This is a genomic window from Gilliamella apicola (genome assembly GCF_003202655.1).
Classification (GTDB): domain Bacteria; phylum Pseudomonadota; class Gammaproteobacteria; order Enterobacterales; family Orbaceae; genus Gilliamella; species Gilliamella apicola_R.
Window position 1 is genome coordinate 48,577 of the sequence record NZ_QGLR01000004.1, and the last position, 14,147, is coordinate 62,723.

The window sequence follows — 14,147 nt, forward strand, 5'->3', positions numbered from 1 at the left end:
TTTATCTTAATTTTCAATCACCGTTGCCTTTTAATATAGATCGTCAAAACAGATATATTTTGATGTCTACCCCCATGCGTTTGGTTGCAAGATTAGCAATTTTTCCAATGACGTCCATTCCTTTAATGTTTTTCATAAAACGGCATAACCGTCTTTTTCTGATGATTAATTAATAAAAAAACAATAATAATGGATATTTTCTATACACAAATTTATATATAATGAGTAAGATAAAAAAATATCAATCTCTGTTTTAACCTGTATAGGAAATACTATGAAAAAATATATATCTACTGGGTTATTAGTTCTATGTTCTTTTTCAATTTATGCAAATGACTGCACTTCGTATTATGAGCAAAAAAATTATAAAACAGCATTTGATGAATGTACACAAGAGGCGGCGAAAGGCGATAATAAAGCGGAATACTATTTAGGCGTTATGTATAATAAAGGTGCTGGCGTAGAACAAAATGAAGAAAAAGCAGTTTTTTGGTTTACAAAAGCAGCAGAACAAGGTCATCCCGGCGCACAATTTAATTTAGCGGTTAAATATAATGACGGTAAAGGCATAAAGCAAGATAAGCAAAAAGCGTTATATTGGTATACAAAAGCAGCAGAACAAGGTGATTCTAAGTCACAATATAATTTAGCGAGTATATACTATGAAGGTACTGGCGTGGACCAAGATAAGTTGAAAGCAGTATATTGGTTTACAAAATCGGCAGAACAAGGTGAGTCTAGAGCGCAATTTAATTTAGCTCTTATGTATAGTGGTGGCCATGGTATAGAGCAAGATAAACAAAAGGCGATATATTGGTATACAAAAGCAGCAGAGCAAGGTGAGCCTAACGCGCAAAACAATTTAGGGAGTATATATAAAAACGGTGATGGTGTAGAACAAGATAAACTAAAAGCTATAAATTGGTATACAAAGGCAGCAGAACAAGGGCAGTCTACCGCTCAATATAATTTAGCGGATATGTATAATATCGGTGATGGCATAAAAAAAGATAAACAAAAGGCGATATATTGGTATACAAAAGCAGCAGAACAAGGTGATTCTATCGCCCAATATAATTTAGCGCTTAAATATTATGAAGGTAATGGCATAAAAAAAGATAAACAAAAGGCGATAGATTGGTTTACAAAAGCGGCAGAACAAGGGATGCCTAGCGCACAATTTAGTCTAGGTTTTTTGTATAGTCATGGTGATGGTATAAAGCAAGATAAGCAAAAAGCGTTATATTGGTATACAAAATCCGCAGAACAAGGTAATGCTGACGCGCAGAACAATTTAGGCAGTGCGTATTATCAAGGAATAGGCGTAACACAAGATAAAATAAAAGCAATAAATTGGTTTAGCAAAGCCGCGGAGCAAGGTCATTTAGATGCCCAATATAATTTAGGGCATATGTATGAGGTAGGAGACGGCATAAAGTCAGATAAACAAAAAGCGGTATATTGGTATACAAAAGCGGCGGACGGAGGAGATGTCGAGGCACAATATAATTTAGCGCTGATATATGAGAAAGGTAATGATATTGAGCAAAACAAATCTTTAGCTAAAAAGTATTACCAACTAGCTTGTGAAGGGCATTATCAAAAGGCTTGCTATAAATTAAGGTAATTAAAAAAATAATTAAATTATTTTCGACAATCATTTTAAATCAACGTTTTCACAAAAGCACTCAAAGAGTGCTTTTTTATTTTTTCAATATTAAGAATGAATTGATGTCGTTATAATTTTAATAAAGGGTATTTACTTTATATTGATTTTTTCAGAAGAAAATAGCCATATTGTTATGGCACCATTAGTTTGGTTGGTATATTTACCACTGTTACCCACAATATCTCTTTTTTTAATGACTTTAGTCATAACACAATAGCTTCATTTTATGTGATCGGTAATTAAGAAAATCAATATTAATTATTTTACATACTTTTATGTAAAACGCCGGTAAAATAAACAAGTATTAATGTTTGCTGCAATAGGAATAGGAGAAAATGAAAAAATATTTATCTTTTTGGAGTATTAATTCTATTTCCTTTTTAAATTTATGCAAACCAATGCATTACATATATTAATAAGAAAATTATAAAAGGCATTTAATCAATGCATATAAGAAACGAGCAAAGGTAATAATAAAGCTAAATACGATCTAAAGGGAGGATGTATGAAAAAAGATGACGAAAAAACAGTATCTTGGTATACAAAAGCAGCACAACAGGGTGATAGTAATGCTCAACTTGAGTTAGCTTTTATGTATTATAATGGCGATAACATAGAACAAAGTAAATCTGAAGCGGCATATTGGTTCGCTAAAGCGGCAGAACAAGGTAACCCAAATGCACAATACAATTTAGCGGTTATGTATGATCAAGGTGATGGCATAGAAAAAGATATATCAAAGGCGGTATATTGGTTTACAAAAGTAGCGAATTTCGGTTACTCAAAGGCACAAAATAATTTAGCGGTTAAATATTATAGAGGTGAAGGCGTAGAACAAGATAAACAAAAGGCGGCATATTGGTTTGCGAAAGCAGCTGAGCAAGGTAATTTCCTTTCACAGTTCCATTTAGCGGTTATGTATGATACAGGTGATGGTGTAGAACAAGACAAAACAAAAGCTGCATATTTGTATACAAAATCCGCAGAGCAAGGAAATTCTTACGCACAAAACAATTTAGCGCTTATGTATGAGAAAGGTGATGGCGTAGAACAAGACAAATTAAAAGCTTTAAATTTGTATACCAAAGCTGCGGAGCAAGCTAACCCCAGTGCATGCTACAATTTAGCCGCTATGTATGATAAAGGTGATGGCATAAAACAAGATAAAAAAAAGGCAGTATATTGGTATATAAAAGCTGCAGAAAAGGGGTATGCTAATGCACAATATAACTTAGCGCATAATTATTTTAATGGTAATGGTGTAGAACAAGATAAACAAAAGGCAGCATATTGGTATACAAAAGCAGCTGAGCAGGGATACTTAAGCGCACAATACAATTTGGCGATTATGTATGAGAAAGGTGATGGCGTTGAACAAAACAAATCATTAGCTAAAAAGTATTTTCAACTGGCTTGTGATGGGGGGCTTAAAATAGCTTGTGATAAATAAAAAACAAGCCTATTTTTTGATGAAAACCACCTTAAATCATTAAGGTGGTTTGCTTGAGGTGTTTATTAATTTTAGAACAACTTATTGTTTATCTTCGATCACTGTTGCCTTTTTAATATAGATTGGTTCAACAGGCACATTTTGATGTGGCCCTACGCGTTTGGTTGGTACATTCACAATGTTATCAACGATGTCCATTCCTTTAATAACTTTGCCAAAAACAGCATAACCATATTTTTCCGGACTTTGGTAGTTAAGAGAATCATTATTTACAACATTGATGAAGAATTGGCTAGTTGCACTATTGATTGCATTAGTTCTTGCCATTGCGATAGTTCCGCGATCGTTTTTCAAACCGTTATCAGCTTCATTTTTGATTGGTTGTTTCGCCTCTTTGAATTTTAATTGATCATCAGCACCACCACCTTGAATCATAAATCCAGGAATGACACGATGGAAGGTTAAGTTTTCATAGTAACCGCTATTGACATACTCAAGAAAGTTTTTTGTGGTAATTGGAGCAAGTTGGCTATCTAATTCAACTTCGATATCCCCCACGCTGGTTTGAATTAATACTTTGGTATCAGCTAAAGAGACGGTAGAAAAAAGGCTTAATAACAGCCCTATAAATAACAGTTTGATTTTTCTCATTTTATAAATCCTTATTATTATATTGTCGGCAAATTATACCGAATATTGGTTTAATTGAAATCATTAATATGAAAAATTATCTAAAATTTTGTTTGGCAGATCGCAATACTTTGCTAAATGAGAAAAAAATAATTTTTATTCGCTATAATTGAAAATGTTAATAAAGTTATATTTTATTTGATGACTATTTTATCTCATTTCTTTGAAAAAATTCTGCTCCTCAACTTTTGATGCTGAATGAAGAATTGTTATGCGATGTATTTTATGTAATATGCCATTAATGTTATCTCACCATGGAATTTGTAGTGAGTGTGTTAAAAATTTGCCGAAGCTTAATAAGGTTTGCCATCGATGTTGTCTTCCTCATTCATTAGCAACCAAAGAGTGCTACCGATGTCGCGAAAATAACCCTTATTGGGACGACATGGTTGCCGTGACAGATTATATTGAACCATTAAAAAAATTAATCCAACATTTAAAATTTCATAAAAAAGTAGAGTTAACTAACGCATTAGCCAGATTGATGTTTTTAGCGTGGTATCAACGTCGATTGATTGATAGTCTCGTTAAACCTGATATAGTAACTTGTGTCCCTCTACACCATTTTCGTTATTGGTTTAGAGGTTTTAATCAAGCGGCATTGTTAGCTAAACCAATAGCCAGGTGGTTAAAGCGAGATTTTCAACCGCATCTGTTATCAAGAAAACTAGCCGCACATGATCAAAAGAATCTATCACTCAAGCAGCGAATGAGTAATGTAAAAACACTTTTTAAGTGTCACTCTGATTTAACTAATCAATCGGTAATGCTTATTGATGATATCGTTACTACCGGAAATACGGTAAATGCCATTAGCCAGCAATTAAAAGAGCGTGGAGCAATCCATGTGCAGGTCGTTTGTTTGTGTCGGACAGTCTTGTAAAATCCAAAACACCCCCTATAATAACCAAGAAAGTTAGTCAACTATTATCGATGACATTAGCCGTAATTAATGTCAGTCGTGTCTAAGTGAGGGATTATGTCTATTATTACCATTTCTGAATCAGCTCAACAACATTTTAAAAAATTACTTGCTAATCAGCCGGATGGTACTCAAATTCGGGTTTTTGTTATTAATCCTGGTACACCATCTGCTGAATGTGGAGTTTCCTATTGTCCGGTGGATACTATTGAAGATAGTGATATTGAAGAACAACAACAAGCCGGTTTTTCTGTTTATATTGACGAGATTAGCGCCCCTTTTTTAGAAGAAACCGTGATTGATTATGTCACTGATGAATTAGGTTCGCAATTAACCTTAAAAGCACCTAATTCAAAAATGAGAAGAGTTGCAGATGATGCTCCGTTAATTGAACGGGTCAATTATGTTATTCAAGCCCAAGTGAATCCTCAATTAGCTAGTCATGGTGGTCATGTTAGCTTGGTAGAATTGACTGAAGATAATTATGCAATATTACAATTTGGCGGTGGTTGTAATGGTTGTTCAATGGTTGATTTTACTCTAAAAGAGGGGATTGAAAAGCAGTTGCTCGCCGAATTCCCTGAACTGGCAGGAGTTAAAGATATTACCGAACATCAAGCAGGAAGCCATTCTTATTGTTAAAAAATTTTCGATTTAAACCTTGCTTATTGCTAGGATTAAGTCATAATCGCATGATATCTGCCAATTCACTTTATGATGGGGTTTTATGAATCAAGTTAGTATTATTTCAGATCTTATCGTTTGGATTGAAAAAAATTTGGAGCAGCCCTTATCCATTGATAATGTTGCCCAAAAATCAGGTTATTCAAAGTGGCATTTACAACGGATGTTTAAAGAAGTAACAGGACAAGTACTTGGTACTTATATTCGTCACCGCAGGTTAACTTATGCGGCATTATCTTTGCGAATGACAAGTAAACCTATTTTAGATATTGCTATGCAATATCGTTTTGATTCACAACAAACTTTTACCCGATCTTTTAAAAAGCAATTTAATGAAACACCTGCAAGTTATCGTCGTGGGGAATTCTGGGATCCAACTGGCTTAACCCCTGCTATTGAATTAAATAAAAATCGGCTTTCTTTACCTGAACCTAAATTTGTTAATATGCCGAAACAAACCTTTTGGGGAATTTCATATAAGAACAATTGTAATTTGAGCCAAATTTTAGATGAGGAAAATAAGTTAAGATCACAGTTTTTTCATAATTATCTATCTCATTATGAGCATAATAGTAACAGTTTGCCAGACAAAATCTTTGCTTTTAGTCGTATTTTAAAAAGTAGAGATAATGCCAATGAACAAGAACTTTTATATACAATTGCTTTAGAGCACAATAATAATCTTGAGCATATCGAACCGATTGTTAGTGATGGTGGTTTGTATCTGTGCTTTAAATATATTGGTTCACCAGAGGATTTTAGTGATTTTATTTCTCAAGTTCATTTAGCGGCGATGCCAGCTTTAAAAGTGAGATTGCGTAGTTCAAGTTGTTTAATTGAAATTCATCACAATCATCATGATGATACCATTAAATGTTTTAAAGATATCCATAGTATGGAATGTGATTATTGTGTTCCGGTAGTGGCTGATGAAGAAGTCAATATTCAATCAAATTTATCGTTATAATATGTTATAACTAGTCATCATGAATATTGACAAGCTTTTAGTCATTGGTATTCAATAGAATCTTTTCTAACCAGGCTTTAAATTCAGGTGTTGCTTCTTTTAAACTATTTGACCCTCGGGTGACGGTGGCAATACCGATTTTTAGTTGATCTTTAAGTTGGCGCTGATTAATTGAACCGTCAAGTAATGAGCGCACAATTTTTACTCTTGTGATTAAAGCATCGCGTTCATCGGCGGTCATCAGTAGTTTTAATATATCTAATGAATAACCGCTATTAAAAGCTTGGTGTAATATTTCAACCGTTTGGTTCCATTCTTTAGTTTTCATATAATGTACCATTAGTATTGTCTATTAAATTCGTTTTTTGTCAGTATATGAGGTTTCTTTTCACCTAAAATATGCTGATAAATATGATCATACACTAATACACTTTTGACATAATTTCGGGTTTCATTAAAAGGAATACTTTCAATAAATGCGATAGCATCAAGTTTTCCATTACTGTTATTCAACCATTTTTTTACTCGGTTTGGGCCAGCATTATAGGCAGCAGAAGATAAAATACGATTATTATTATTTTGTAAATAAACGTTGTTTAAATAATAAGTGCCTAAATGTACATTAGTTACCGGCTCTAACAGTTGTTTAGGTGAATAATAGGTAATATTGCTGACCTTTTTGGCTGTGTCTTTAGCTGTTGCTGGCATTAATTGCATTAAACCACTGGCGCCCACTGGTGATTTTACTGTGGTGTCAAATGCACTCTCTTGCCGTGTAATGGCTAAAGCGTAAGATAATGGGATCGCTTTATCCTTTAATGCTTCATTATATAAGTTTTTATACATGATAGGTAGGCGTTCTGTCCAATTATCCCATAATTTGCCAGATATTGTTGCTTGAATACTAAGATCCCCCCAACCTTTATGATAAGCATATTTGGCTAAATCTAAATATTCGCTTTCTTGTGTTTGGTTATTTAGTATATAGCGCCACTCTTGCTTTGATTCAGCTAATAGACCTAAAAGTCTCAACTCTTCAATTCTAATAACAAATGGTTGTTGGTCATATTTGTTTTTTAAAGAACTTACTTCGGCAGTTGGTAGCTTTTTAGATAAATTATTAATTATGTAAGGTTGATTCAGTGTTTGTGCACTGACCATTCCATAAAAACCACGTTTATTGGCTAACGATTTTAGGATTTTCTTGGCTTCATTGGTTTTCTTGTTATTGAGTAATACCCGTGCATGCCAGTATTGCCACTCTTCTTTTAATTGGTCTGCTGGAGGTAATTGTGTTATCCAATACGCAATGTCTTGATAGTTATTGGCATCAATAGCTATACGAATACGTTTTTCAATTAATGGGGTGTCATGACTTTTGGTTAGATAATTGTCTCGCCATTTGCTTTGTTCTTTTGTCACAGAATCACTAAAATAACTATTTGCTAAACTACTTTGTAATCTATTTTGTTCTTCATCAGTTAAATTCTGTTTTTTTATCAGTTGAGGTAGCAATGCTGCCGCAAGATTTTTGTCTGCTTTGACTAAGCGAGGATAAAATGCTAAGACAATTTTTTTTGTGAAAGTGCTAGTATTTATATTTTGCGAAAATTGTTCAAGTTTGCGCGGATCATTAAAAACAGCTAATAAATAACTTTTGGTGGTTTGATAATTATCATCTAATAAACTGGTTAAATGACGTGCTAGTTTTACATTATTTTTTTCAAGTGCAAGTTCAATACGTAACAATATAAGATCAGAAGTGCGTTTTCCACTTTTTGACCATGCGTCTAATAATGGATCACAGGCTGAAGGTAACTCGTTTCCCGTTAACCATAAGGACTCGACACTATCTAATGCCGATTTATCATTATTTTTTTGTAATTTGGCATATTGATATCGACAATCAGCGACAGTGGAATTGTCTTTAGGGAAAGAGATAATCGCGTTCCAATCTTGGCGATTAGTTAGTTCAGTTAAATAAGCTTGAGTTAATGATGAAGTTAATGGAAAGTGATCATATTTTTTTACAAATTCACTCACTGATTGTGGTGATACCTTTTTAATATTAGTTTGAAAAAATTGAACAGCAGCATAAGGATAAAGTGGATAATCCTTCAATTGCTTTAGTAATGCCTGTTGCTCATCAAAACTTAGTGATTGATAAGTGTTTTGCCATTTTTGATAATTTTGTCGCCAATCATTTTGCGATGGGTCTGCAAATACACTATTGGCTAATAAAGTAGTGCTTAATATCAAACACCAACGTATTACTGAATTCATTGCTTAACTCCTTTATCAAATCTGCTTAATAGATTAGCATATTTGCTTATATTTCGTCGATGACCAACTAATAACTTAATTCCCACTAAAATAGTCAAGTAAATACTTGACTAAAACTGAAGGATATATAAAATATTGATTATTAAATATAGGGGAATGAGTAATGAAATTGACATCAAAAGGGCGTTATGCAGTGACAGCTATGTTAGATGTAGCTTTGCATTCAGAATCAGGCCCTGTATCACTTGCTGATATTTCTGAACGTCAGGAGATCTCACTATCTTATTTAGAACAACTATTTTCTCGATTGCGTAAAAATGGTTTAGTTTCGAGTGTTAGAGGTCCTGGTGGCGGTTATGTACTTGGTCGTAGTATGGATCAAATTGCGATTAGTGCAATTGTTAAAGCGGTTAATGAAACTGTTCACGCAACCAAGTGTCATGGACATACTGGATGTCAAAAAGGTGTAAGATGTCTTACTCATAGTTTATGGAATGACTTAAGTGAACGAATTAATGATTTTTTGACCAGTATCACGTTAAGCGAATTAGTTAATCACCAAGAGGTGAGATCCGTAGCTGAGCGACAAAGTCATCTCCATCACAACAGAATTAATTAAAGAAATAAAAGACAGAATTTGTAATTGGGAGTAATTAATGAAATTGCCTATCTATATGGATTATGCAGCTACCACGCCTGTAGATCCAAGAGTAGCGGAAAAAATGATGCAATATTTAACACCGGATGGTGTTTTTGGTAATCCCGCTTCACGTTCCCATAAATTTGGTTGGCAAGCAGAAGAAGCTGTCGACATAGCGCGTAACCAAATCGCTGATTTAATTGGTGCCGATTCACGTGAGATTGTTTTTACATCAGGCGCCACAGAAGCTGATAACTTAGCCATTAAAGGTGCCGCACATTTCAATCAAGCTAAAGGTAAACATATTATTACCTGTAAAACAGAACATAAAGCTGTGCTTGATACTTGCCGTCAATTAGAACGAGAAGGCTATGAAGTAACCTATTTAGCGCCTGAATCTGACGGTATTATTGATCTTGATAAACTTGCCGCAGCGATGCGTAGTGATACTACTGTGGTATCGATTATGCATGTTAATAACGAAACCGGCGTCATTCAAGATATCGAAAAAATTGGTGAGATGTGCCGTGAAAGAGGTATTGTATTTCATGTTGATGCAACCCAAAGCGTCGGTAAATTACCTATTGATCTGTCTAAATTAAAAGTCGATCTTATGTCATTTTCAGGTCATAAAATTTATGGGCCTAAAGGGATTGGTGGGCTTTATGTTAGGCGTAAACCTCGCGTGCGTATTGAAGCGCAAATGCATGGTGGTGGACATGAACGTGGTATGCGTTCAGGAACGCTACCGGTTCATCAAATTGTTGGTATGGGCGAAGCTTATCGCCTAGCTAAAGAAGAAATGGCTACCGAAATGCCGCGTCTTTTGGCATTAAAAAACCGTTTATGGAATGGTTTAAAAGATATCGAAGAAGTTTATCTTAATGGTTCTTTAGAACATAGTGTCCCTAATATATTAAATGTAAGCTTTGCTTATATTGAAGGTGAATCACTTATGATGGCTTTAAAAGATTTAGCTGTATCATCAGGCTCAGCCTGTACATCTGCAAGTTTAGAACCATCTTATGTATTACGAGCATTAGGACTTAACGATGAACTAGCACATAGCTCAATTCGATTCTCATTTGGACGATTTAGTACCGAAGAGGAAGTCGATTATGTGATTAAGTTAATTAAAGATTCTATCGATAAATTAAGAGAGCTTTCACCGCTTTGGGAAATGTTTAAAGATGGTGTTGATTTAACTAAAATTAAGTGGTCAGCCCATTAAAATTAGGAGCAAGTTATGGCATACAGTGAAAAAGTCGTTGATCATTATGAAAATCCGCGCAATGTTGGTTCTTTCGATCAGAATGATCCGAATGTTGGTAGTGGAATGGTTGGAGCACCAGCATGTGGTGATGTAATGCGATTGCAAATCAAAGTTAATGATAACGGTATTATTGAAGATGCCAAATTCAAAACTTATGGTTGTGGTAGCGCTATTGCTTCAAGCTCGTTAGTGACTGAATGGATTAAAGGTAAATCATTAGATGAAGCCGAGGCGATTAAAAATACTGATATCGCTAAAGAGCTTGCGTTGCCACCAGTTAAAATTCACTGTTCGATTTTAGCCGAAGATGCGATTAAAGCGGCAATCGATGATTATAAAACTAAAAAAGGACAACGCTAATGGCAATCACATTAACTAATAGTGCAGCCAATCGAGTACAGGCCTTTTTAACTAATAGAGGAAAAGGTGTTGGACTTAGACTAGGCGTAAAAACATCTGGCTGCTCAGGTATGGCTTATGTTCTTGAGTTTGCTGATGCTATTAATGACGATGATAGTGTTTTTGAAGATAAAGATGTCAAAGTTATCGTTGATAAAAAGAGCTTAGTTTATATTGATGGCACTGAGCTTGATTTTGTTAAAGAAGGTCTCAACGAAGGTTTTAAATTCAATAATCCTAATTCGCACAATGAATGTGGTTGTGGCGAAAGCTTTAATGTTTAATTGGGATATGAATTGTGACTAATTATTTTGAACTATTTCAATTACCGATTAAATTGCCCATTGATAGTGGTCAGTTAACGGTCAACTATCAACAGCTGCAACGGCAATATCATCCTGATAATTTTGCTCAGGCAACAGATAATGAAAAAGTGGCTATTATTCAAAAGTCGGCAATGATCAATGATGGCTATCAAACGCTAAAAAATCCGCTAAAAGCGGCTGAATATTTGTTATCTTTACAAGGTGTTGATGTTGCTACCGAACAAAATATTATTCACGATGCCGATTTTTTAATGGAACAATTTAGCTTACGTGAAAAATTGGATGATATTGAAAGCCAAAATAATGTTGAACTTTTAGATGATTTTCATTCGGAAATTTCACAACGAAAAAAACAGGTCTATCAACAGTTATTGGACGATATTTCACAACAAAATTGGCAAGCCGCACTTAATCAAATCTATAAAATCCGCTATCTGGCTAGGTTGATTGAACAGATCGAAAAGTTACAAGAAAAGCAATTTGCTTTATAATTCAAGATTAAGTAACACATCAATTAGAGATAGATCAAATGGTATTATTACAGATTAGTGAACCAGGACAAACACCAGAACCTCATCAGCGTCGCGTGGCAATTGGCATCGATCTTGGCACAACTAATTCTTTAGTCGCAACTGTTCGCAGTGGAACATCCGAAGTTTTGCCTGATTTAGAAGGCGATGCTTTATTACCTTCGGTCGTGCATTATGGTGTTGATCATGATGATAATACGATTATAACTGTCGGCAAAAATGCTAAAACCAATGCGGCAAGCGATCCATTAAATACCGTCAGTTCAATAAAACGCTTAATGGGTAGAAGTTTATCGGATATTGATCTTACTCGTTTCCCTTATAGTTTTTCACAGACTGATAATGGTGTACCTTTATTAAATTTACCTAATCAACAGGTTAATCCCATACAAGTTTCATCTGAAATTTTGATTGCTTTAGCCGATCGCGCTAAACAGAGTTTAGAAAGTGAAATTGATGGGGTGGTAATAACTGTACCTGCTTATTTTGATGATGCGCAAAGGCAAGCAACTAAAGATGCGGCTAAATTAGCCGGGCTGTACGTTTTAAGATTATTGAATGAACCAACCGCTGCCGCAATCGCTTATGGTTTAGATTCAGGCAAAGAAGGTGTGATTGCGGTTTATGATTTAGGTGGTGGTACGTTTGATATCTCTATTCTGCGCTTACATAAAGGAGTGTTCGAAGTTTTAGCCACGGGTGGCGATTCAGCGCTTGGCGGTGATGATTTTGACCAGTTGCTTGCAGATTATCTAAAAAAACAGTTAGGTTTAGAAAATAATACTGATCCCCATATAAACCAAAAAATTATCGATGAAGCGGTTAAAATTAAAGTTATATTAAGCCAGCAAGATTCTGCTTTAGTGAATATAGAAGGGCAGTCTTTAACAATAAGCCGTAAACAATTTGAAGACTTAATTGAGCCTTTAATTAAACGAACTTTGGCTGTTTGTCGCCGAGCATTAAAAGACGCGCAAATTGATTTTGACGAAGTGAGTGAAGTTGTGATGGTCGGTGGTTCAACCCGAGTGCCATTAGTAAGACAATTGGTCGGTCATTATTTTAAAACTGAACCTTTAACCTCGATTGATCCAGATAAAGTTGTTGCCATTGGTGCCGCAATACAGGCGGATATACTGGTTGGCAATAAACCGGATTCAGATATGTTATTGCTGGATGTTATTCCTTTATCTTTAGGCATTGAAACAATGGGGGAATTAGTTGAAAAAATTATTCCTCGTAATAGCACCATTCCATGCGCTAGAGCACAAGAGTTTACCACATTTAAAGATGGGCAAACGGCGATGATGATTCATGTTTTACAAGGTGAACGTGAAAGCGTTGCTGATTGCCGATCATTAGCAAAATTTACTTTAAGAGGTATTCCGCCTATGCCGGCAGGTGGTGCGCATATTCGAGTTACCTTTCAAGTCGATGCTGATGGTTTATTGAGTGTCACGGCGATGGAAAAATCGACCGGGGTTGAGGCTGCAATACAAGTTAAACCATCTTATGGACTAACCGAAAATGAAATTGCAACCATGATTCAAGATTCAATCAATTATGCAAATCAAGATAAACAAATAAGAATGCTTGCTGAGCAGAAGGTGGAAGCGGCTAGAGTACTTGAAACATTGCAAACCGCTTTAGATAAAGATGCCGATTTATTAGATGAAGAGGAACTTAATCTCATTTTAAAAGCTCAACATCAATTACGGCAAGCCACTGAATCTAATGATTGTTATTTGATTGAGCAGCAAATTAAACATGTTGATAATGTAACGCAAACTTTTGCTGCAAAACGTATGAATAGATCAATACGTGATGCCTTAACTGGGCATAGCGTTGATGATATTTAACCAATGAGATTATTATGCCAAAAATTACCTTTTTACCAAATGCCGATCTTTGCCCTGAAGGAAAAACTGTAGAGGCAGAAGAAGGCGAATCTATTTTAGAAGTTGCTTTGCGCAATGATATCGAAATAGAGCACGCTTGTGAGATGTCTTGTGCTTGTTCAACTTGTCACTGTATTGTCCGAAAAGGGTTTGATTCGCTCGAAGAAAGCGATGAACAAGAAGATGATATGCTAGATAAAGCTTGGGGTGTTGAACCACATAGTCGTTTGAGTTGCCAAGCTCGAGTAGCCGATAAAGATCTTGAAGTCGAAATTCCAAGATATAGCCTTAATCACGCCAAAGAAGATCATTAATCCGTCGCCTTTATGGCGACATAATTTTGTTTAAAAACCTCATCTCTCAACTTTTTCTTGTGATAATTATCACATTTCAGCTATCAAGTGTATTTGCTTGCT

General features: G+C 35.1%; 15 protein-coding genes and 1 pseudogene. 13 read left to right on the forward strand and 3 right to left on the reverse strand.

The genetic code is table 11. The features are described from left to right. Nucleotides 1-274 precede the first annotated feature (274 nt). The 3 genes and pseudogenes from DKK70_RS01155 to DKK70_RS17430 all read left to right on the forward strand — a co-directional run bounded on the left by DKK70_RS01155 (nt 275) and on the right by DKK70_RS17430 (nt 3,119). Nucleotides 275-1,627, forward strand: coding sequence for an SEL1-like repeat protein (locus DKK70_RS01155; protein ID WP_110432394.1), 1,353 nt, complete (start codon nt 275-277; stop codon nt 1,625-1,627). 544 nt (nt 1,628-2,171) lie between these two features. Continuing rightward, nucleotides 2,172-2,420, forward strand: a pseudogene (locus DKK70_RS17425) (tetratricopeptide repeat protein); the annotation flags it as partial. Further along, on the forward strand, nt 2,403-3,119 hold the full coding sequence (locus tag DKK70_RS17430) for a tetratricopeptide repeat protein (RefSeq protein ID WP_375334959.1): 717 nt from the start codon (nt 2,403-2,405) through the stop codon (nt 3,117-3,119). The pseudogene DKK70_RS17425 and the gene DKK70_RS17430, both read left to right, overlap by 18 nt. Nucleotides 3,120-3,200: 81 nt before the next feature. On the opposite strand, the gene DKK70_RS01165 is transcribed toward DKK70_RS17430, so the two are convergent. Next, a complete protein-coding gene (locus DKK70_RS01165) occupies nt 3,201-3,770 on the reverse strand; it encodes a peptidylprolyl isomerase (protein ID WP_110432396.1) in 570 nt (189 codons plus the stop codon). Nucleotides 3,771-4,020: 250 nt separating this feature from the next. Between DKK70_RS01165 and DKK70_RS01170 the strand changes: the two genes are divergently transcribed. From DKK70_RS01170 to robA, 3 genes are all read left to right on the forward strand, one after another. Continuing rightward, a complete protein-coding gene (locus DKK70_RS01170) occupies nt 4,021-4,692 on the forward strand; it encodes a phosphoribosyltransferase family protein (protein ID WP_110432397.1) in 672 nt (223 codons plus the stop codon). A 102-nt stretch (nt 4,693-4,794) separates the two neighbouring features. Next, on the forward strand, nt 4,795-5,373 hold the full coding sequence (nfuA, locus tag DKK70_RS01175) for a Fe-S biogenesis protein NfuA (RefSeq protein WP_110432507.1): 579 nt from the start codon (nt 4,795-4,797) through the stop codon (nt 5,371-5,373). Nucleotides 5,374-5,458: 85 nt separating this feature from the next. After that, nucleotides 5,459-6,382 (forward strand): MDR efflux pump AcrAB transcriptional activator RobA, encoded by a 924-nt coding sequence (gene robA, locus DKK70_RS01180; protein ID WP_110432398.1) that lies wholly within the window; start codon nt 5,459-5,461, stop codon nt 6,380-6,382. A 37-nt stretch (nt 6,383-6,419) separates the two neighbouring features. Here the strand turns inward: robA and trpR are convergent, their stop codons facing one another. Next, nucleotides 6,420-6,710, reverse strand: coding sequence for a trp operon repressor (trpR, locus tag DKK70_RS01185; protein WP_219999643.1), 291 nt, complete (start codon nt 6,708-6,710; stop codon nt 6,420-6,422). 11 nt (nt 6,711-6,721) lie between these two features. Then, complete coding sequence (gene sltY / locus DKK70_RS01190; protein WP_110432400.1) at nt 6,722-8,665, reverse strand: murein transglycosylase; 1,944 nt, start codon at nt 8,663-8,665, stop codon at nt 6,722-6,724. Between the two features lie 163 nt (nt 8,666-8,828). Between sltY and iscR the strand changes: the two genes are divergently transcribed. From iscR to fdx, 7 genes are read left to right on the forward strand one after another with little or no spacing between them, the layout of a single operon-like run. Beyond that, nucleotides 8,829-9,284, forward strand: a complete 456-nt coding sequence (gene iscR, locus DKK70_RS01195) for a Fe-S cluster assembly transcriptional regulator IscR (protein ID WP_110432401.1) — start codon at nt 8,829-8,831, stop codon at nt 9,282-9,284. Between the two features lie 37 nt (nt 9,285-9,321). Continuing rightward, complete coding sequence (locus DKK70_RS01200) at nt 9,322-10,536, forward strand: IscS subfamily cysteine desulfurase (protein WP_110432402.1); 1,215 nt, start codon at nt 9,322-9,324, stop codon at nt 10,534-10,536. A gap of 15 nt (nt 10,537-10,551) precedes the next feature. Next, nucleotides 10,552-10,938: a Fe-S cluster assembly scaffold IscU gene (iscU, locus tag DKK70_RS01205; protein WP_034911174.1), complete on the forward strand. Its 387-nt coding sequence runs from the start codon at nt 10,552-10,554 to the stop codon at nt 10,936-10,938. Continuing rightward, the gene (gene iscA / locus DKK70_RS01210) at nt 10,938-11,261 is read left to right on the forward strand and encodes an iron-sulfur cluster assembly protein IscA (protein WP_110432403.1); all 324 of its coding nucleotides are present in this window, start codon (nt 10,938-10,940) and stop codon (nt 11,259-11,261) included. Before iscU ends, iscA begins: the two co-directional genes overlap by 1 nt. A 14-nt stretch (nt 11,262-11,275) precedes the next feature. After that, the gene (gene hscB, locus DKK70_RS01215) at nt 11,276-11,794 is read left to right on the forward strand and encodes a co-chaperone HscB (RefSeq protein WP_181415883.1); all 519 of its coding nucleotides are present in this window, start codon (nt 11,276-11,278) and stop codon (nt 11,792-11,794) included. A gap of 38 nt (nt 11,795-11,832) precedes the next feature. After that, entirely contained in the window at nt 11,833-13,692 is a 1,860-nt protein-coding gene (hscA, locus tag DKK70_RS01220) for a Fe-S protein assembly chaperone HscA (protein WP_110432405.1), read from the forward strand. A 14-nt stretch (nt 13,693-13,706) separates the two neighbouring features. After that, nucleotides 13,707-14,045: an ISC system 2Fe-2S type ferredoxin gene (gene fdx / locus DKK70_RS01225; RefSeq protein ID WP_110432406.1), complete on the forward strand. Its 339-nt coding sequence runs from the start codon at nt 13,707-13,709 to the stop codon at nt 14,043-14,045. Nucleotides 14,046-14,147: the final 102 nt, after the last annotated feature.

Bases quoted from the DNA above. Each gene is read 5' to 3' on its own strand.
- DKK70_RS01155 (WP_110432394.1), top strand. From the start codon at position 275: ATGAAAAAATATATATCTACTGGGTTATTAGTTCTATGTTCTTTTTCA.
- DKK70_RS01165 (WP_110432396.1), bottom strand. From the start codon at position 3,770: ATGAGAAAAATCAAACTGTTATTTATAGGGCTGTTATTAAGCCTTTTT.
- DKK70_RS01170 (WP_110432397.1), top strand. From the start codon at position 4,021: ATGCGATGTATTTTATGTAATATGCCATTAATGTTATCTCACCATGGA.
- robA (WP_110432398.1), top strand. From the start codon at position 5,459: ATGAATCAAGTTAGTATTATTTCAGATCTTATCGTTTGGATTGAAAAA.
- trpR (WP_219999643.1), bottom strand. From the start codon at position 6,710: ATGAAAACTAAAGAATGGAACCAAACGGTTGAAATATTACACCAAGCT.
- sltY (WP_110432400.1), bottom strand. From the start codon at position 8,665: ATGAATTCAGTAATACGTTGGTGTTTGATATTAAGCACTACTTTATTA.
- iscR (WP_110432401.1), top strand. From the start codon at position 8,829: ATGAAATTGACATCAAAAGGGCGTTATGCAGTGACAGCTATGTTAGAT.
- DKK70_RS01200 (WP_110432402.1), top strand. From the start codon at position 9,322: ATGAAATTGCCTATCTATATGGATTATGCAGCTACCACGCCTGTAGAT.
- iscU (WP_034911174.1), top strand. From the start codon at position 10,552: ATGGCATACAGTGAAAAAGTCGTTGATCATTATGAAAATCCGCGCAAT.
- iscA (WP_110432403.1), top strand. From the start codon at position 10,938: ATGGCAATCACATTAACTAATAGTGCAGCCAATCGAGTACAGGCCTTT.
- hscA (WP_110432405.1), top strand. From the start codon at position 11,833: ATGGTATTATTACAGATTAGTGAACCAGGACAAACACCAGAACCTCAT.
- fdx (WP_110432406.1), top strand. From the start codon at position 13,707: ATGCCAAAAATTACCTTTTTACCAAATGCCGATCTTTGCCCTGAAGGA.